The following is a 16,814-nucleotide window of genomic DNA, read 5'->3' on the forward strand; positions in this document are numbered from 1 at the left end:
GGCCCTCCCCGTGCGCGGTGGGCGCGGTGGTCAGCACCAGGACGCCGGCGCCGCGGCCGGCGAGGCGGGCGGCGGCGAACAGGGCGTCGCCGCCGTTGTCGCCGGCGCCGGCGAGGACGACGACGCGGCGGCCGGTGACGCGGCCGGTGGCGGCGCGCAGCACCGCGGCGCACTCGGCGTCGAGGGCGGCGGCGGCGCGCTGCATGAGGGCGCCCTCGGGCACGGTGGCCATCACGGCCCGCTCCGCGGCGCGGACGTCGGCGACGGCGTGCGCTTCGATCACGCCCCGACCCTGGCACCGCCGGGCCCGCTCGGCACGCCGGCGGACCGGGCGCCCGGGGCGGGGTCAGCGCGGGGTCAGCGCCGGGTCAGCGCCGGGTCAGCTGCCCTCGGCGACGACCATCGCGGTGGCGATGCCGGCGTCGTGCGAGAGCGAGAGGTGGAAGCGCTCCACGCCCGCCTGGCGGGCGATGCGCTCGGCGCTGCCGCGCACGACGATCTCGGGGCGGTGCCCGTCCTCGCGCTCGACGACCACGTCGCGCCACACCAGGCCCACCGGGGCGCCCAGCGCCTTGGCGACGGCCTCCTTGGCGGCGAAGCGCGCGGCCAGCGACTCGGCGGGCAGGCCGCGCTCGCCGTCGCCGAACAAGCGGTCCAGCAGCCGCGGCGTGCGCTCCACCTGGCGCGCGAACCGCGCGATGTCGACGACGTCGATACCCACTCCGACGATCACGGTCATCCCCCTCCGGCAGGCGGCCACGGTCCCACGAGGGGTCCGGGCCGCCCCCGGCGGGGTGCCCTCAGCGCGCGGCGGAGCGGGTGCTCACTCGACGGTGACGGACTTGGCCAGGTTGCGCGGCTGGTCGACGTCCAGGCCCTTGGCGGTGGCCAGCTCGCACGCGAACACCTGCAGCGGCACCACCGCCAGCAGCGGCGAGAGCAGCGTGGAGGTGCGCGGGATGCGGATGACGACGTCCGCGTACGGCTCCACCTCGGTGTCGCCCTGCTCGGCGATGACGAGGGTGCGGGCCCCGCGGGCGCGCACCTCCTGGATGTTGGAGACGACCTTGGAGTGCAGCGAGTCGCGCCCGCGCGGGCTGGGCACGACGACGAACACCGGCTGGCCGGGCTCGACCAGGGCGATGGGGCCGTGCTTGAGCTCGCCGGCGGCGAAGCCCTCGGCGTGGATGTAGGCGAGCTCCTTGAGCTTCAGCGCCCCCTCCATGGCCACCGGGTAGCCGACGTGGCGGCCCAGGAACAGCACCGAGCGGGTGTCGGCCATGTACCGGGCGATCTCGCGCACCTGCTCCAGGCCGTCGAGGACCTGGCGGACCTGGCCGGGCACCTCGTGCAGCTGGGCGAGGACGTCGGCGACCTCGTCGGCGAACTTGTTGCCGCGCAGCTGCGCCAGGTACAGCCCCAGCAGGTAGCAGGCGGTGATCTGCGCGAGGAACGCCTTGGTGGAGGCCACCGCGATCTCCGGGCCGGCGTGCGTGTACAGCGCGGCGTCGGACTCGCGGGGGATGGTGGAGCCGTTGGTGTTGCAGATGGCCAGCACCTTGGCGCCCTGCTCGCGGGCGTGGCGCACCGCCATGATCGTGTCCATGGTCTCGCCGGACTGCGAGATCGCCACCACGAGGGTGCGCTCGGAGACCACCGGGTCGCGGTAGCGGAACTCGTGCGCCAGCTCCACCTCCACCGGGATGCGGCACCAGTGCTCGATGGCGTACTTGGCGACCTGCCCGGCGTAGGCGGCGGTGCCGCACGCGATGACGACGATCTTGTCGACGGCGCGCAGCTCCGCCTCGGAGATCTTCATCTCGTCCAGCTGCAGGCGCCCGCCGGCGTCGGTGCGCCCCAGCAGGGTGTCCGCGATGGCCTGGGGCTGGTCGTGGATCTCCTTGGCCATGAAGGAGGGGAAGCCGCCCTTCTCGGCGGCGGAGGCGTCCCAGTCGACGTGGAAGCGCCGGCCCTGCGCGGGCGCGCCGTCGAAGCCGACGACGTCCACCGCGTCGGGGGTGATGGTCACGACCTGGTCCTGGCCCAGCTCCAGCGCCTCGCGGGTGTGGGCGATGAACGCGGCCACGTCCGAGCCGAGGTAGTTCGCGCCCTCGCCCAGGCCGACCACGAGCGGGGAGTTACGGCGGGCGCCGACGATGACGCCGGGGGCGTCGGCGTGCACGGCCAGCAGCGTGAAGGCGCCCTCCAGGCGCAGGCACACCGCGCGCATGGCCTCGGTGAGGTCGCCGGTGCGCTCGAGCTGGGCGCCGAGCAGGTGGGCGACGACCTCGGTGTCGGTCTCGCTGGTGAACTCCACGCCGCTCTCGCGCAGCTCGGCGCGCAGGGCCGCGAAGTTCTCCACGATGCCGTTGTGGATGACGGCCACGCGGCCGGTGCCGTCGACGTGCGGGTGCGCGTTGGCGTCCGTGGGGCCGCCGTGGGTGGCCCAGCGGGTGTGCCCGATCGCGGTGTGCGCCGCCGGCAGCGGGTCGGCGTCCAGCAGCTCGACGAGGTTGGCGAGCTTGCCGGCGCGCTTGCGCACCGCCACGGCCCCCTCGCTGACCACGGCGATGCCGGCGGAGTCGTACCCGCGGTACTCCAGCCGCCGCAGCCCCTCCAGGGCGACGGCGGCGCCGCCCCCCGCTGCCGCGCCCGGTGCCCCGGGTCGCCCGACGTAGCCCACGATGCCGCACATGCCAGCAGCGTACGGTCCGCGGGCGGTGCGCCGGTGGAGCGCGCTCGCGGCGCCACCCGCGCGCGCGTCGCGGCGCCGGGTGGGCCCGCCCGGCCGGGCGAGCGCGCCGGGCGCGCTCCGGCACCGGGTACCGTGCCGCCGGTGAGCACGGCCGGACCCCTGCCCGGGACCCCGCAGGCGCCGGCGGCGCCGCCGCAGCGCGGCGCCAGCACGCCCGGGCCGCACCGGGAGCCGCACCCGGAGGCCCACCGGGAGGCGCACCGGGAGACGCACCGGGAGACGTCGGAGGGCTCCCCCTACGTGGTGCTGGACCGCGAGGGGTGGAGCCGGCTGCGGGCCTCCACGCCGCTGACGCTGACCGCCGAGGACCTCGGGCGGCTGCGCGGCCTGGGCGACCGCGTGGACCTGCGCGAGGTGGAGGAGGTGTACCTGCCGCTGTCGCGGCTGCTGACGCTGTACGAGCGCGCCACCGGCAGCCTGCACGCGGCGACCTCGACGTTCCTGGGCGAGCGGACCCGGCGCACCCCCTTCGTCGTCGGCGTCGCCGGGTCGGTGGCGGTGGGCAAGTCCACCACCGCGCGCGTGCTGCGCGAGCTGCTCTCGCACTGGCCGGAGACCCCGCGCGTGGAGCTGGTGACCACCGACGGGTTCCTGCTGCCCAACGCGGAGCTGGAGCGCCGCGGGCTGCTGCACCGCAAGGGGTTCCCGGAGTCCTACGACCGCCGGGCGCTGCTGCGCTTCGTCTCGTCGGTGAAGTCCGGGGCCGCGGAGGTGCGCGCGCCGGTGTACTCGCACCTGACGTACGACATCGTGCCCGGCGAGGAGATCGTGGTGCGCCACCCCGACGTGCTCATCGTCGAGGGCCTGAACGTGCTGCAGCCGGCGCGGGTGCGCGCCGACGGCACCCAGGGCGTGGCCGTCAGCGACTACTTCGACTTCTCGCTGTACGTCGACGCCCGCACCGACGACGTGCGCTCCTGGTACGTGTCGCGGTTCCTGGAGCTGCGCCGCACCGCGTTCAGCCGGCCGGAGTCGTACTTCCGCCGCTACGCCGAGCTCACCGACGAGCAGGCCGTGGCGCGCGCGGAGCGCATCTGGGCGGAGATCAACGAGCCGAACCTCGTGGAGAACGTGCGCCCCACCCGCGGGCGGGCCACGTGCGTGCTGCGCAAGGGCGCCGACCACTCGGTGCAGCAGGTGCGGCTGCGCAAGATCTGAGCCCGGCCCGGCGGCGGGAGCGGCCGGGCCGGCTCACAGGGCCAGGCGCTGCTGCACGACCCCCGCGAGGCGGTCGGCGATCTCCTGCGCGTGCTCGGTGCGGGCGGCCTCGACCATGACCCGCACGAGGGGCTCGGTGCCGCTGGGGCGCAGCAGCACCCGGCCGGTCTCCCCCAGCTCCGCCTCGGCGGCGGCCACGGCGGCGGCCAGCGCCTCGTCCCGGCCCGCGCGGGACTTGTCCACGCCGGGGACGTTGACGAGCACCTGCGGCAGGCGCTCGACGACGCCGGCCAGCTCCGCCAGGGGGCGCCCGGTCTGCGCCACGCGCGCCAGCAGGTGCAGCGCGGTCAGCACGCCGTCGCCGGTGGTGGCGTGCGCGGGCAGCACGACGTGCCCGCTCTGCTCCCCGCCGATGCTCCAGCCCCCGGCGTTCAGCGCCTCCAGCACGTAGCGGTCGCCCACGGCCGTCTCCACCAGGCGCACGCCCTCGCGGCGCATGGCCAGGCGCAGGCCGAGGTTGCTCATGACGGTGGCCACGAGGGTGGAGCCGGTCAGCTCCCCGCGGTCGCGCAGCGCCAGCGCCAGCACGGCCAGGATCTGGTCGCCGTCGACGACGTCCCCGGCGGCGTCCACGGCCAGGCAGCGGTCGGCGTCGCCGTCGTGGGCGATGCCGACGTCGGCGCCGTGCGCCAGGACGGCCTCGGTGAGCGGGCCCAGGTGCGTCGAGCCGCACCCGTCGTTGATGTTCAGCCCGTCGGGGTGCGCGAAGAGGGTGGTCACGCGCGCGCCGGCCTCGGCCAGCACCCGCGGGGCGATGGCGCTGGCCGCGCCGTTGGCGCAGTCCACCACGACGTGCAGGCCGTCCAGCGCGTGCGGCAGGGAGGCCAGCAGGTGCGCGACGTAGGTGTCGGCGGCGTCCTGCTCGACGTCGGGGCCGGAGTGCACGCGCCCGACGGCCGCGCCGGTGGGGCGGCGCCCGCCACCGCTGCGGAACTCGCGCTCGACGGCGTCCTCGACCTCGTCGGGCAGCTTCACGCCGCCGCGGGCGAAGATCTTCAGCCCGTTGTCGGGCATGGGGTTGTGCGAGGCGGACAGCACGACGCCGAAGTCGGCGCCGGAGGTCTGCACCAGGTGCGCCAGCGCAGGGGTGGGCAGGACACCCACGTCGAGCACGTCCACCCCGGCGCTGGCCAGGCCGGCCACGACGGCCGCGGACAGGAACTGCCCCGACACGCGCGGGTCGCGGGCCACCAGGGCGCGCGGGTGCGTCTCGCCGCCCGGCTCCACGAGCACGGTGGCCGCCGCGACGGACAGGCCCAGGGCCATGTCCGCCGTGAGGTCGACGTTGGCCAGGCCACGCACCCCGTCGGTGCCGAAGAGTCGTCCCACTGCGCCTGCTCCCCACTCGGTCGAACCGGTCCTGACGCCACGACGGCCCCGGGGGCGGTGTCCCCCGGGGCCGTCGTGGTGGTGCAGCGGCGCTGGCGCCGCCGGTGCTGAACGTGCCCGCCGGAACGGGCGCGGATCAGCGCTTGCTGAACTGCGGCGCCTTGCGGGCCTTCTTCAGACCGGCCTTCTTGCGCTCGGTGGCGCGCGGGTCGCGGGTCAGGAACCCGGCCTTCTTCAGCGCCGGGCGGTTCGCCTCGAGGTCGATGGCGTTGAGCGCGCGGGCCACGCCCAGGCGCAGCGCACCGGCCTGGCCGGAGCTGCCGCCGCCGTGGATGCGGGCGATCACGTCGAAGGACCCCTCGAGCGCGGTGACCCGGAACGGCTCGTTGACGAGCTGCTGGTGCACCTTGTTCGGGAAGTAGTTCTCCAGCTCACGGCCGTTGATCGACCACTTGCCGGAGCCGGGGACGATGCGCACGCGGGCGATGGCCTCCTTGCGGCGGCCGGTGGCCCCGCCGGGGGCGATCACGCTGTTGCCGCCGGTCTGCGGCTGCGCGGACTCGCTGGTGTAGGTGCCGGTGAACTCGTCGGACTCGGTGATGTCGTCGACGGTCTCGGTGGTGTACTCGGCCACGGTTCTCCTCAGTCAGTTCGCAGTGGGCGCAGTGCTCACTGCGCGACCTGGGTCAGCTCGAAGGGCTGCGGCTGCTGCGCCGCGTGCGGGTGCTCCGGGCCGGCGTAGACCTTGAGCTTGGACAGCATCTGCCGCCCCAGCGAGTTCTTCGGCAGCATGCCGCGGACCGCCTTCTCGACGGCCTTCTCCGGGCTCTTCTCCAGCAGGTCGACGTAGCTGGTCGCCTTCAGGCCGCCCGGGTAGCCGGAGTGGCGGTAGGCGATCTTCTGGTCGCGCTTGGAGCCGGTGAGGGCCACCTTGGCCGCGTTGACGATGACGACGAAGTCGCCGCCGTCGACGTGCGGGGCGAAGGTCGGCTTGTGCTTGCCGCGGAGCAGGGTGGCCGTCTGCGACGCGAGGCGACCCAGGACGACGTCCTCCGCGTCGATGACGAGCCAGCGGCGGTCGATGTCGCCGGGCTTCGGGGTGAACGTGCGCACGGGGCTTGCCCATCTCCTCGAGACGATTGCGGAACGGGCCCGCGCTCGGGGCCGTCCGCTCCGGGGTCCCCGTTGCGGGGGCCGGGCCGACAGGCACTGCGTGGGCACAACGACCCATGACGTTACCCGGCCGATCGCCGACGGGTCAAAACGGCTGGTGCGGGCCCCGCCGGCTCAGCGCGCTCGGGCCACCCGGGCGACGTCCCAGACCGGCTCCGCGCTCTCCACGACGCGCCCGTCGGCGCCGAAGACGAGGAAGCGGTCGAAGCCGCGCGCGAACCAGCGGTCGTGCGTGACGGCCACCACGGTGCCCTCGAAGGAGGCCAGCGCCTGCTCCAGCGCCTCGGCGGAGTGCAGGTCGAGGTTGTCGGTGGGCTCGTCCAGCAGCAGCAGCGTGGCGCCGGACAGCTCCAGCAGGAGGATCTGCAGCCGGGCCTGCTGCCCGCCGGAGAGGTGCTCGAAGCGCTGCTCGGCGGCGGCGGCCAGGCCGTAGCGGTCCAGCGCCCGCGCGGCCGCCTCGCGGTCCAGCCCGCTGCGGTGGTCGGTGCCGCGGTGCAGCACGTCCAGCAGGGTGCGCCCGAGCAGGGCGGGCTGCTCGTGCGTCTGGGCGAACCAGCCCGGGCGCACCCGGGCCCCCAGCCGCACCGCGCCCGCGTGGGGCACCGGCGCCACGGGGTGCTCGTCGACGGGGGCGTGCTCGGGGTCCGGGTCGGAGCCGCCGGCGGCCAGCAGCCGCAGGAAGTGCGACTTGCCCGAGCCGTTGGAGCCGAGCACCGCCACCCGGTCGCCCAGGTGCAGCTCCGCGTCGAAGGGCGCCATCAGCCCCGTCAGCTCCAGCCGCTCGCACACCACGGCGCGCTTGCCCGTGCGCCCCCCGCGCAGGCGCATGCGCACGTCCTGCGCGGCCGGGGGCGCCTGCGGGGGGCCGACCTCCTCGAACCGGGCCAGCCGGGTCTGCGCGGCCGCGTAGCGCGAGGCCATGCCGTCGTTGAACTTCGACCTCTCGCGCAGCGTGAGCACCAGGGCGCGCAGCTTCACGCGCTCCTCGTCCCAGCGCCGGCGCAGCTCCTCCAGCCGCTCCCCGCGCGCGGCGCGCGCGGCCCCGTAGGTGGCGAAGGAGCCGCCGTGCACCCAGGAGACGGCGCCCAGCGCGCCCGGCTCCAGCGTGACGATGCGGTCGGCGGCCGCGGAGAGCAGCTCGCGGTCGTGGCTGACCAGCAGCACCGACTTGGCCGTGGCCCGCAGCTGCTCCTCCAGCCACCGCTTGCCGGGCACGTCGAGGTAGTTGTCCGGCTCGTCCAGCAGCAGCACCTCGTCGGGGCCGCGCAGCAGGGCCTCCAGCACCAGGCGCTTCTGCTCGCCGCCGGAGAGGGTGCGCACCAGGCGGTGCCGGCACGCCTCGAAGCCCACCCCCAGGGCCGCGGCGGTGCACTCGTCCCAGCCGACCTCGGCGTCGTAGCCGCCGACGTCGCCGAAGTCCGCCAGGGCCTGCGCGTAGCGCACCTGCTCGCGCTCGGCGTCGGTCTCCAGCATCGCCAGCTCCGCCGCCTCCACGGCGGCGGCGGCCGCGCGCAGCGGCGGGGGCGCCACCGACAGCAGCAGCTCGCCGACGGTGGTGCTGTCGCGCACCGAGCCGACGAACTGGCGCATGACGCCCAACCCGCCGCTGCGCGCGACGGCGCCGGACTGCAGCGGCTCGTCCCCGGCGACCAGGCGCAGCAGCGTCGTCTTGCCGGTGCCGTTGGGGCCGACCAGCGCCGTGGTGGTGCCGTCGGCGACGCGGAAGGAGACCTCGTGCAGCAGGGGCCGCCCGTCGGGCAGCTCGTGGCTGACGGCCTGGACGTCGACGTGACCCACGGGCGCTCAGTCTGCCCGGGCGCGCCGCACCGGCGCGCCGGGTTTTCCCGCCGCCACCCGCACGGACCGCACGGCACGGACGGACGGCACGGGCCGCACGGGCGCTGCGCGCCTCACGCGCGCGGGGTGGCGGCGGTGCGCAGGGTGCAGCTGGTGCTGTCGGCGTCGGCCCACTCCCCCGCCACGTCCAGGACCGCGACGCCGGCGGTGCGCAGCTGCTGCACCTCGCCGGTCAGGGCCTCCAGCAGGTCGCTGAGGCCGGGGTTGTGCCCGACGAGCACGACCACCGCGTCGGGGCGCTCGGTGTCCAGCCCGCGCACCAGGCGCAGCAGGTCGCCCAGGGAGGCCTCGTACACGCGCTCCTCGTCGACGACGGCGGGCTCGACGCCCCAGGCGTCCAGCAGCCGGGCGGTGGTCTCCTCGGTGCGGCGGGCCGGGGAGGTCACCAGCAGGTCGGGCGCGGCGACCTCGCCGGCCAGCCAGCGCCCCGCCGCGGCGGCGTCGGCGCGGCCGCGCTCGGTCAGGGGGCGGGCGATGTCCTGCAGGCCGAGGGGGGTGTCCGCCTTGGCGTGGCGGACGAGCACGAGCGTGGGCACCGCGCAAGAGTGCCCCACGCCCGGCGGCGGGCCCGCACCAGCCCCCGAGCGCCCTGCCCGCCGCCGCCCGGGCGGCGGCGGGGACGGCTCAGGGCCGCGCGGCGCCGGGCAGCGAGCGCACGGCGCGCGCCTCGCGGGCGCGGGCGGCCAGCTCGGCGTCGGCCGGGTAGGAGACCTCCTCCAGGCACAGCCCGTGCGCGGCGACGACGGCCACGGCGGGGTCGCGCACGGCCAGCCCGAGCACGCGCGCGGGCCAGTCGACGTCGCGGCGGCCCTCGCCGACGGCCAGCGCGGCGCCCACCAGGGCGCGGACCATGGAGTGGCAGAAGGCGTCGGCGCGCACGTCGGCCACGAGCAGCCCGGCGTCGGGGCCGTCCTGCTCGCGGCGCCAGGAGTAGGCCAGGAGCGTGCGTACGGTGGTGGCGCCGGCGCGGGGGCGGCAGTACGCGGCGAAGTCGTGCAGGCCCACCAGGGAGCGGGCGGCCGCGTCCATCGCGGCGGCGTCCAGCGGACGGCGGTGGGCGAGCACGTCGTGGCGGCGCAGCGGCGGGGCGCCGGCGGGGTGGTCGCTGACGCGGTAGGCGTAGCGGCGGCGCAGCGCGGAGAAGCGCGCGTCGAAGCCGGCGGGTGCCCGGCGCACGGCGTGCACGCGCACGTCGGGGGCCAGCACGCCGGCCAGCCGCCGCACGAGGGCGACCTCCGGGGTGGAGCCGGAGCGCCCCGGGGCGGCGGCCAGCGCCGCGGCCGGGACGTCGACGTGGGCGACCTGGCCGCGGGCGTGCACGCCCGCGTCGGTGCGCCCGGCCACGGTCGTGCGCGGGGGCGGCTCCAGGCGCAGCACGCGCCCCAGGGCGCGGGTCAGCTCGCCCTGCACGGTGCGCAGGCCGGGCTGCTCCGCCCAGCCGGCGAACCCGGTGCCGTCGTAGCCCAGGTCCAGGCGCAGCCGCACCGCGTCCTGCGCGGGCGCGCCGTCCTGCGCGGGCGAGGTGCCCGGGGAGCGGGCACCGGGCGCGCCCGGTGCCCGCTCCCCGGTGCTCCCGGCGCGGACGAGCCCGCCCTCCCCGGTGGGGAGGGCGGGCTCGTCGGCGTGCGAGGGGGTGGCGCTCAGGCCTTGTCCTCGGTGGTGCCCTCGGTGGAGGTCACCGGGGTGGTGCCGGCGGACTCGTCGCTCGGGTCGGCCTCGGTGGCGTCCAGCTCGACGCCCGCGTCGGGCAGGGTGTCGGGCTGGTCCACGCCGCCGCCCTCGACGGGCTCCTCCGCCGCGGCCTGGCCGGCCTCGGCGTCGGCTGCGACGGCCGCTGCGGTGGAGGCCGCGGCGGCGCTGGCGGCGGCCTGCTCGGCCTCGCGCACGGTGGCCTGCTTGGCGCTGACCGGCTCCATGACGAGCTGGATGACCGCCATGGGGGCGTTGTCGCCCTTGCGCGGGCCGATCTTCACGATGCGGGTGTAGCCGCCGTTGCGCTCGGCCATGGCCGGGCCGATCTCGGTGAAGAGGAAGTGCACGACGGACTTGTCGCGCACGGTCCGCATCACCTGGCGGCGCGAGGCGAGGTCGCCCTTCTTGGCGAAGGTGATCAGCTTCTCCGCGAACGGGCGCAGGCGGCGGGCCTTGGCCTCGGTCGTGGTGATGCTGCGGTTGTCGAAGAGCTGCGTCGCCAGGTTGGCGAGGATGAGCTTCTCGTGGGCCGGCCCGCCGCCGAGCCGCGGACCCTTGGTGGGGGTGGGCATGGTTGTCGATCTCCTCGGGGTCGCCGTCGCCCGGTCCTGCGGGCGACGGTCAGCGGACGGTCAGAGCTGCTCGTCCTCGGCGAAGGACGAGTCGTCCTCCTCGAAGTCGTTGACGGCGGTGCTCGGGTCGAACCCGGGCGGGGAGTCCTTGAGGTGCAGGCCCATGCCGACCAGCTTGGCCTTGACCTCGTCGATGGACTTCTGCCCGAAGTTGCGGATGTCGAGCAGGTCGGCCTCGCTGCGCGAGACCAGCTCGCCGACGGTGTGGATGCCCTCGCGCTTGAGGCAGTTGTAGGAGCGGACCGTCAGGTCCAGCGCCTCGATCTCCAGCGCGAGGTCGGCGGCCAGCGCCGCGTCGGTGGGCGAGGGCCCCATGTCGATGCCCTCGGCCTCGACGTTGAGCTCGCGCGCCAGGCCGAACAGCTCCACGAGCGTCTTGCCGGCCGAGGCGACCGCGTCGCGCGGGGTGATGGCGTGCTTGGTCTCCACGTCCACGACGAGGCGGTCGAAGTCCGTCCGCTGCTCGACGCGGGTGGCCTCGACCTTGTACGTCACCTTCAGGACGGGCGAGTAGATGGAGTCGACCGGGATGCGGCCGATCTCCTGCTCGCCGGACTTGTTCTGGGCGGCGGAGACGTAGCCGCGGCCGCGCTCGACCGTCAGCTCCATCTCGAGCTTGCCCTTGCCGTTGAGGGTCGCGATGTGCAGGTCGGGGTTGTGCACCTCGACACCGGCCGGGGGCGCGATGTCGGCGGCGGTCACGGCGCCCGGGCCCTGCTTGCGCAGGTACATCACGACGGGCTCGTCGTGCTCGGAGGAGACGACGAGGTTCTTGACGTTGAGGACGATCTCGGTGACGTCCTCCTTGACCCCCGGCACGCTGGTGAACTCGTGCAGCACGCCGTCGATGCGCAGGCTCGTCACGGCCGCGCCCGGGATGGACGACAGCAGGGTCCGGCGCAGGGAGTTGCCCAGCGTGTACCCGAAGCCGGGCTCGAGGGGCTCGATGACGAAGCGCGAGCGGTACTCGTCGACGACGTCTTCGGTGAGGGTGGGGCGCTGTGCGATCAGCACGGAGGTTCCTTCCCGCGGGCGTCCGCCATATGACGCCCCGCACGCCCGTCAGCATCGGTCCACCGACGGGGTCTGGCTGGCTGGACCGGCGCGAGCCGGCCTGGGAGGCGCCGGCCCTCCCCCGTCGGGGGGAGGGCCGGCGCCGTCACCGGGTCAGACGCGCCGACGCTTGGGGGGCCGGCAGCCGTTGTGCGGGCTGGGGGTGACGTCCTGGATCGCGCCGACCTCCAGGCCGGTGGCCTGCAGCGAGCGGATCGCGGTCTCCCGGCCGGAGCCGGGACCCTTGACGAAGACGTCGACCTTGCGCATGCCGTGCTCCTGGGCGCGGCGGGCGGCGGCCTCGGCGGCCATCTGGGCGGCGAACGGGGTGGACTTGCGCGACCCCTTGAAGCCGACCTGACCGGCCGACGCCCAGGCGATCACCGCACCGGTCGGGTCGGTGATCGAGACGATCGTGTTGTTGAACGTCGACTTGATGTGCGCGTGACCGTGCGCGACGTTCTTCTTCTCCTTGCGACGCGGCTTGCGCGTCGCCGTGGCCTGACGGCTCTTGGGAGGCATGGTGTCCGGGCTCCTGGTGGACTGCGACGACTGAGTGCGAGGGCGAGCCGGTGCACGGCTCGCGAGGCGGCCCGGGGGGCCGCGCGCGTCTTACTTGCGGCCGGCCTTCTTCTTGCCGGCCACGGTGCGCTTGGGGCCCTTGCGGGTGCGCGCGTTGGTCTTGGTGCGCTGCCCGCGGACGGGCAGGCCGCGGCGGTGCCGCAGACCCTGGTAGGTGCCGATCTCGACCTTGCGGCGGATGTCGGCGGCCACCTCGCGGCGCAGGTCGCCCTCGACGCGGTAGTTGCCCTCGATGTGGTCGCGCAGCGCGACCAGGTCGTCGTCCGTGAGGTCGCGGACGCGCAGGTCCGGGCTGACGCCCGTCGCGGTCAGCGTCTCCTGGGCGCGCGTGCGCCCGACGCCGTAGATGTACGTGAGCGCGATCTCCAGCCGCTTCTCGCGGGGGAGGTCGACACCGACGAGACGTGCCATTGCGGTGGTCCCTCTTCTGTCGCGGAGGTCTGCCGCAGCGCCGCTCCCGCTCTCGTCGGGCGGGTCCCCGGCCTCCGACCGGGGGTGTCGCCCGCACCGGTGGTCACCGGGACGGGCGGGCGCTGCGATGGGTGCCGCCGGCTGCGGGGCCCGGCGGCGGGGGGTGCGATCAGCCCTGGCGCTGCTTGTGGCGCAGGTTCTCGCAGATGATCATGACTCGGCCGTGACGCCGGATCACCTTGCACTTGTCGCAGATCTTCTTGACGCTCGGCTTGACCTTCATCGTGTCTCCGGTCGTGCAGGCTGGACCCCGACCACGGGCGTGGCGGGACCGCGGCCGGCGGCCAGTGGTGGGATCACTTGTAGCGGTAGACGATGCGCCCGCGGGACAGGTCGTAGGGGCTGAGCTCGACGACCACCCGGTCCTCGGGCAGGATGCGGATGTAGTGCTGCCGCATCTTCCCGGAGATGTGGGCGAGCACCTTGTGACCGTTGCTCAGCTCGACGCGGAACATCGCGTTCGGCAGGGCTTCGATCACGGTGCCTTCGATCTCGATGACGCCGTCCTTCTTCGGCATGTCCTCCGCTTTTCCATCAAGTGTCGGTTCGGTGTCTGCCCGCTCGCTCCCACGCTCACGCGTCGGGATGTGGGCATGGCGGACCGACGGTCAAGCTTAGTCGACGGCGCGCCGTAGGCGAAATCGAGGTGGCGCGAGCGCCGGGGGCGTTGCGCCGCAGTCAGTCCTGCGGCACGTCCACCCCGAGGGGGCCGAGCTCGGAGGCCCCCCCGTCGGGCGCGGTGAGCACCCACAGGCCCTTCTCCAGCACCGCCACGGTGTGCTCCCAGTGCGCCGCGCGCGAGCCGTCGGAGGTGACCACGGTCCACTCGTCGGCCAGCACGTCGGTCTCCACCCCGCCGCGGGTGCACATCGGCTCCACGGCCAGGCACAGCCCGGGGCGCACCTTGGGGCCCTTCTCGCGCACCCGGTAGTTGAGCACCTCCGGGGCCATGTGCATGGCGGTGCCGATGCCGTGGCCGGTGTAGCCGTCCACGATGCCGAAGCGGCCGTCCACGGCGTCCTCCACCGCGGCGCCCACGTCGCCCACGCGCCCGCGGCGGTCCAGGGCGGCGATGCCCGCCCACATGGCGCGGCGGGTGGTCTCCACCAGCTCCGCGTCCGCCGGGTCGGCCGGCTCCCCCACGATCGCCGTGAAGGCCGAGTCGCCGTGCCAGCCGTCGACGACGGCACCGCCGTCCACGGAGACCACGTCGCCCTCGCGCAGGACCTGCTCGCCCGGGATGCCGTGGACCACGACGTGGTTCACCGAGATGCACAGGGTGGCCGGGTAGCCGTGGTAGCCGAGGAAGTTGGACGTGCCCCCGCCGGCGCGGATGACCTCCGCCGCGACGGCGTCCAGCTCGCGGGTGCTCACGCCCGGGCGGATCGCCGCCCGGGCGCTCTCCAGCGCCGCGTGGGTGAGCAGACCCGCCCTGCGCATGGCGAGCACCTGCTCGGGGGTCTTGATCTCGATGCGCTCGCGGCCGAACAACGCCGCCCCTCAGCCGGCGTCGGAGGCGAGCGCGTCCAGCAGCCGCGCGGTCACCTCGGCGACCTCGCCCAGGCCGTCCACGCTGCGCAGCAGGCCGCGCTCGGAGTACAGCGCGACCAGCGGGGCGGTCTGCTCCAGGTAGACCTGCTGGCGGGTGCGGATGACGTCCTCGGTATCGTCGCTGCGGCCCTCCAGCTGCGCGCGCCGGCTCAGGCGGCGCACCAGCTCGTCGGCGTCGGCGGTGATCTCCAGGACCCGGTCCAGCTTGGCGCCGGCCGCGGCGAGCATCTCGTCCAGCTCGTGCACCTGGTCGGTGGTGCGCGGGTAGCCGTCCAGGATGAAGCCGCCGGCGGCGTCGGGCTGGTCCAGGCGGTCGCGGACCATCGCGTTGGTCACGGCGTCGGGCACGTAGCGACCGGCGTCCATGTACTCCTTGACCTTCACGCCGAGCTCGGTGCCCTGGGCCACGTTGGCGCGGAAGATGTCGCCGGTGGAGATGGCCGGGACGTCCAGGCGGGCGGACAGGAGCTTGGCCTGCGTGCCCTTGCCGGCACCCGGCGGACCGAGGAGGACGAGACGACTCATCGCAAGAACCCTTCGTAGTTGCGCTGCTGGAGCTGGGACTCGATCTGCTTCACGGTCTCGAGCCCGACCCCGACGATGATCAGGATCGAGGTGCCCCCGAAGGGGAAGTTGGAGTTGGCGTTGAACGCCACCAGCGCGATCAGGGGGAGCAGCGACACGAGCCCCAGGTACAGCGAGCCCGGCAGGGTGATGCGCGTGAGGATGTAGTCGAGGTACTCGGCGGTCGGCCGGCCGGCGCGCACGCCGGGGATGAAGCCGCCGTACTTGCGCATGTTCTCGGCGACCTCGTCCGGGTTGAACGTGATCGCGACGTAGAAGTACGCGAAGAAGATGATCAGCAGGAAGTACGCGATCATGTAGTACGGGTGGTCGCCGCGCACCAGGTGGGCGTTGATCCACACCACCCACGAGGCGTTCTGGTCGCTGAACTGGGCCACCAGGGCCGGCAGGTACAGCAGCGAGGAGGCGAAGATGACCGGGATGACGCCGGCCATGTTGACCTTCAGCGGGATGTAGGTGGAGGTCCCGCCGTACATGCGCCGGCCGATCATGCGCTTGGCGTACTGGACGGGCACCCGGCGCTGGGACTGCTCGACCGCGACGACGGCGGCGACGACGACCAGACCCATGAGGATGACCGCGGCGAAGGTCAGGGTGCCCCGCTCGCGCTGGATCGCCCACAGCGACGTGGGGAAGCCGGCGGCGATCTGGGTGAAGATCAGCAGGGACATGCCGTTGCCGACGCCGCGCTCGGTGACCAGCTCGCCCAGCCACATGATCAGACCGGTGCCGGCCGTCATGGTCATGACCATGAGGACGATCGTGGGGATGCTCTGGTCCGGCACCACGTCGGCGTTGCAGGCCGTGCCGAACAGCCTCGAGGGGTCCCGGGCGATCGTGACGTAGGTGGTGGACTGCAGCACCGCCAGCGCGATCGTGAGGTAGCGCGTGTACTGGGTCAGCTTGGTCGTGCCCTGCTGACCCTCCTTCTTCAGCGCCTCGAAGCGGGGGATCACGACGGTGAGCAGCTGGATGATGATGCTCGCCGTGATGTACGGCATGATCCCGAGCGCGAAGACGCTCAGCTGCAGCAGCGCGCCGCCGGAGAAGAGGTTGACCAGGCCGAGCAGGTCGTTGCCGGACTCGGCCAGCGCGATGCACTGCTGCACGGCGGAGTAGTCCACACCGGGCGTGGGCACGAAGGACCCCACGCGCACCAGGACGATGATGCCGAGCGTGAACAGCAGCTTGCGGCGCAGGTCCGGCGTGCGGAACGCCCGGGCCAATGCGGTGAGCACGTGAACCTCCTGCGCCGCCGCTGCCCGGCGGGGCACGGCGGGTGGACTTCGAGGACGGACTTGCGGAGGGCCTGCCGGGACGGCGAGCGCAGCGAGCTGCGGGGGCCGTCCCGGTGCACCCTACAGTCCCCCACAACGCGCACACGGCGGTAGCGGGCGATCACTCGCCGCTACCGCCGTGTGCGGGTGGAGCTGGTGCAGCCGCGAGGCGGGGCCTCAGGCGGTGGTGGTGCTCCCGCCGGCGGCCGCGATCTTCTCCGCGGCCGAGGTGGAGAACTTGTCCACCGTCACCTGCAGGGCCACGGTCACCTCACCGGTGCCGAGGACCTTGACGGGCTGGCCCTTGCGGACCGCGCCCTTGGCGACGAGGTCGTCGACCGTCACCGTGCCGCCCTCGGGGTAGAGGGAGGCCAGCTTGTCCAGGTTCACGACCTGGTACTCCACCCGGAAGGGGTTCTTGAAGCCGCGCAGCTTCGGCAGGCGCATGTGCAGGGGCATCTGGCCGCCCTCGAACGCCTCGGGCACGGAGTAGCGCGCCTTGGTGCCCTTGGTGCCGCGACCGGCGGTCTTGCCCTTGCTGGCCTCACCGCGGCCGACGCGGGTCTTGGCGGTGTGCGAGCCCGGGGCGGGGCGCAGGTGGTGCAGCTTCAGGACGTGCTCGCCCGGCTGGTTCGCCAT

General features: G+C 74.4%; 20 protein-coding genes. 1 reads left to right on the top strand and 19 read right to left on the bottom strand.

Features of this window, described 5'->3' with window-relative positions:
* The 3 genes from GTR00_RS00965 to glmS form a co-directional block, all read right to left on the bottom strand.
* The coding region (locus tag GTR00_RS00965; protein WP_323132119.1) for an NAD(P)H-hydrate epimerase at window positions 1–283 on the bottom strand (283 nt) is incomplete at its 3' end.
* Window positions 284–379: 96 nt separating this feature from the next.
* Window positions 380–733, bottom strand: a complete 354-nt coding sequence (locus tag GTR00_RS00970; protein ID WP_166609796.1) for a holo-ACP synthase — start codon at window positions 731–733, stop codon at window positions 380–382.
* 90 nt (window positions 734–823) lie between these two features.
* Window positions 824–2,695 carry a glutamine--fructose-6-phosphate transaminase (isomerizing) gene (glmS, locus tag GTR00_RS00975; protein WP_166609797.1) on the bottom strand — a complete coding sequence of 624 codons (1,872 nt, stop codon included), beginning with the start codon at window positions 2,693–2,695 and terminating at the stop codon, window positions 824–826.
* A 300-nt stretch (window positions 2,696–2,995) separates the two neighbouring features.
* On the opposite strand from glmS, the gene coaA reads away from it, so the two are divergent.
* Window positions 2,996–3,913 (top strand): type I pantothenate kinase, encoded by a 918-nt coding sequence (coaA, locus tag GTR00_RS00980; protein WP_407659567.1) that lies wholly within the window; start codon window positions 2,996–2,998, stop codon window positions 3,911–3,913.
* A 33-nt stretch (window positions 3,914–3,946) separates the two neighbouring features.
* Here coaA and glmM read toward each other — a convergent pair whose 3' ends face one another.
* From glmM to rplO, 16 genes are all read right to left on the bottom strand, one after another.
* Window positions 3,947–5,302 carry a phosphoglucosamine mutase gene (glmM, locus tag GTR00_RS00985; RefSeq protein WP_166609798.1) on the bottom strand — a complete coding sequence of 452 codons (1,356 nt, stop codon included), beginning with the start codon at window positions 5,300–5,302 and terminating at the stop codon, window positions 3,947–3,949.
* Between the two features lie 136 nt (window positions 5,303–5,438).
* Window positions 5,439–5,936, bottom strand: a complete 498-nt coding sequence (rpsI, locus tag GTR00_RS00990; RefSeq protein ID WP_407659565.1) for a 30S ribosomal protein S9 — start codon at window positions 5,934–5,936, stop codon at window positions 5,439–5,441.
* Window positions 5,937–5,971: 35 nt separating this feature from the next.
* Window positions 5,972–6,415 carry a 50S ribosomal protein L13 gene (rplM, locus tag GTR00_RS00995; RefSeq protein ID WP_166609799.1) on the bottom strand — a complete coding sequence of 148 codons (444 nt, stop codon included), beginning with the start codon at window positions 6,413–6,415 and terminating at the stop codon, window positions 5,972–5,974.
* 174 nt (window positions 6,416–6,589) lie between these two features.
* Window positions 6,590–8,272 carry an ABC-F family ATP-binding cassette domain-containing protein gene (locus GTR00_RS01000; protein WP_166609800.1) on the bottom strand — a complete coding sequence of 561 codons (1,683 nt, stop codon included), beginning with the start codon at window positions 8,270–8,272 and terminating at the stop codon, window positions 6,590–6,592.
* A 113-nt stretch (window positions 8,273–8,385) separates the two neighbouring features.
* On the bottom strand, window positions 8,386–8,868 hold the full coding sequence (locus tag GTR00_RS01005) for a SixA phosphatase family protein (RefSeq protein ID WP_166609801.1): 483 nt from the start codon (window positions 8,866–8,868) through the stop codon (window positions 8,386–8,388).
* A gap of 88 nt (window positions 8,869–8,956) precedes the next feature.
* Window positions 8,957–9,817 (bottom strand): tRNA pseudouridine synthase A, encoded by an 861-nt coding sequence (locus tag GTR00_RS01010; RefSeq protein ID WP_166609802.1) that lies wholly within the window; start codon window positions 9,815–9,817, stop codon window positions 8,957–8,959.
* Window positions 9,818–9,972: 155 nt separating this feature from the next.
* Window positions 9,973–10,596: a 50S ribosomal protein L17 gene (gene rplQ, locus GTR00_RS25370; protein ID WP_166609803.1), complete on the bottom strand. Its 624-nt coding sequence runs from the start codon at window positions 10,594–10,596 to the stop codon at window positions 9,973–9,975.
* Between the two features lie 60 nt (window positions 10,597–10,656).
* On the bottom strand, window positions 10,657–11,670 hold the full coding sequence (locus GTR00_RS01020; protein ID WP_166609804.1) for a DNA-directed RNA polymerase subunit alpha: 1,014 nt from the start codon (window positions 11,668–11,670) through the stop codon (window positions 10,657–10,659).
* A 153-nt stretch (window positions 11,671–11,823) separates the two neighbouring features.
* Window positions 11,824–12,231 (bottom strand): 30S ribosomal protein S11, encoded by a 408-nt coding sequence (rpsK, locus tag GTR00_RS01025; protein WP_106209584.1) that lies wholly within the window; start codon window positions 12,229–12,231, stop codon window positions 11,824–11,826.
* Window positions 12,232–12,321: 90 nt separating this feature from the next.
* Window positions 12,322–12,702, bottom strand: coding sequence for a 30S ribosomal protein S13 (gene rpsM, locus GTR00_RS01030; RefSeq protein ID WP_166609805.1), 381 nt, complete (start codon window positions 12,700–12,702; stop codon window positions 12,322–12,324).
* A 169-nt stretch (window positions 12,703–12,871) separates the two neighbouring features.
* Entirely contained in the window at window positions 12,872–12,985 is a 114-nt protein-coding gene (rpmJ, locus tag GTR00_RS01035; protein ID WP_012084954.1) for a 50S ribosomal protein L36, read from the bottom strand.
* 73 nt (window positions 12,986–13,058) lie between these two features.
* The gene (infA, locus tag GTR00_RS01040) at window positions 13,059–13,280 is read right to left on the bottom strand and encodes a translation initiation factor IF-1 (protein WP_012084955.1); all 222 of its coding nucleotides are present in this window, start codon (window positions 13,278–13,280) and stop codon (window positions 13,059–13,061) included.
* Window positions 13,281–13,440: 160 nt separating this feature from the next.
* Entirely contained in the window at window positions 13,441–14,253 is an 813-nt protein-coding gene (map, locus tag GTR00_RS01045; RefSeq protein WP_166609806.1) for a type I methionyl aminopeptidase, read from the bottom strand.
* Between the two features lie 9 nt (window positions 14,254–14,262).
* Window positions 14,263–14,838 carry an adenylate kinase gene (locus tag GTR00_RS01050; protein WP_166609807.1) on the bottom strand — a complete coding sequence of 192 codons (576 nt, stop codon included), beginning with the start codon at window positions 14,836–14,838 and terminating at the stop codon, window positions 14,263–14,265.
* Window positions 14,835–16,136 (bottom strand): preprotein translocase subunit SecY, encoded by a 1,302-nt coding sequence (gene secY, locus GTR00_RS01055; RefSeq protein WP_166609808.1) that lies wholly within the window; start codon window positions 16,134–16,136, stop codon window positions 14,835–14,837. The genes GTR00_RS01050 and secY overlap by 4 nt, the downstream gene beginning before the upstream one ends.
* Before the next feature lie 216 nt (window positions 16,137–16,352).
* A complete protein-coding gene (gene rplO / locus GTR00_RS01060) occupies window positions 16,353–16,814 on the bottom strand; it encodes a 50S ribosomal protein L15 (protein ID WP_166609809.1) in 462 nt (153 codons plus the stop codon).

This window comes from Kineococcus indalonis (genome assembly GCF_009906395.1).
Taxonomy (GTDB): Bacteria; Actinomycetota; Actinomycetes; order Actinomycetales; family Kineococcaceae; genus Kineococcus; species Kineococcus indalonis.

What these genes read in the sequence shown, in the direction of transcription:
- rplQ (WP_166609803.1), bottom strand. Translation starts at nt 10,596, where the DNA reads ATGCCCACCCCCACCAAGGGTCCGCGGCTCGGCGGCGGGCCGGCCCAC.
- infA (WP_012084955.1), bottom strand. Translation starts at nt 13,280, where the DNA reads ATGCCGAAGAAGGACGGCGTCATCGAGATCGAAGGCACCGTGATCGAA.
- glmS (WP_166609797.1), bottom strand. Translation starts at nt 2,695, where the DNA reads ATGTGCGGCATCGTGGGCTACGTCGGGCGACCCGGGGCACCGGGCGCG.
- rpmJ (WP_012084954.1), bottom strand. Translation starts at nt 12,985, where the DNA reads ATGAAGGTCAAGCCGAGCGTCAAGAAGATCTGCGACAAGTGCAAGGTG.
- rpsK (WP_106209584.1), bottom strand. Translation starts at nt 12,231, where the DNA reads ATGCCTCCCAAGAGCCGTCAGGCCACGGCGACGCGCAAGCCGCGTCGC.
- rplO (WP_166609809.1), bottom strand. Translation starts at nt 16,814, where the DNA reads ATGGCGAACCAGCCGGGCGAGCACGTCCTGAAGCTGCACCACCTGCGC.
- GTR00_RS01050 (WP_166609807.1), bottom strand. Translation starts at nt 14,838, where the DNA reads ATGAGTCGTCTCGTCCTCCTCGGTCCGCCGGGTGCCGGCAAGGGCACG.
- rpsM (WP_166609805.1), bottom strand. Translation starts at nt 12,702, where the DNA reads ATGGCACGTCTCGTCGGTGTCGACCTCCCCCGCGAGAAGCGGCTGGAG.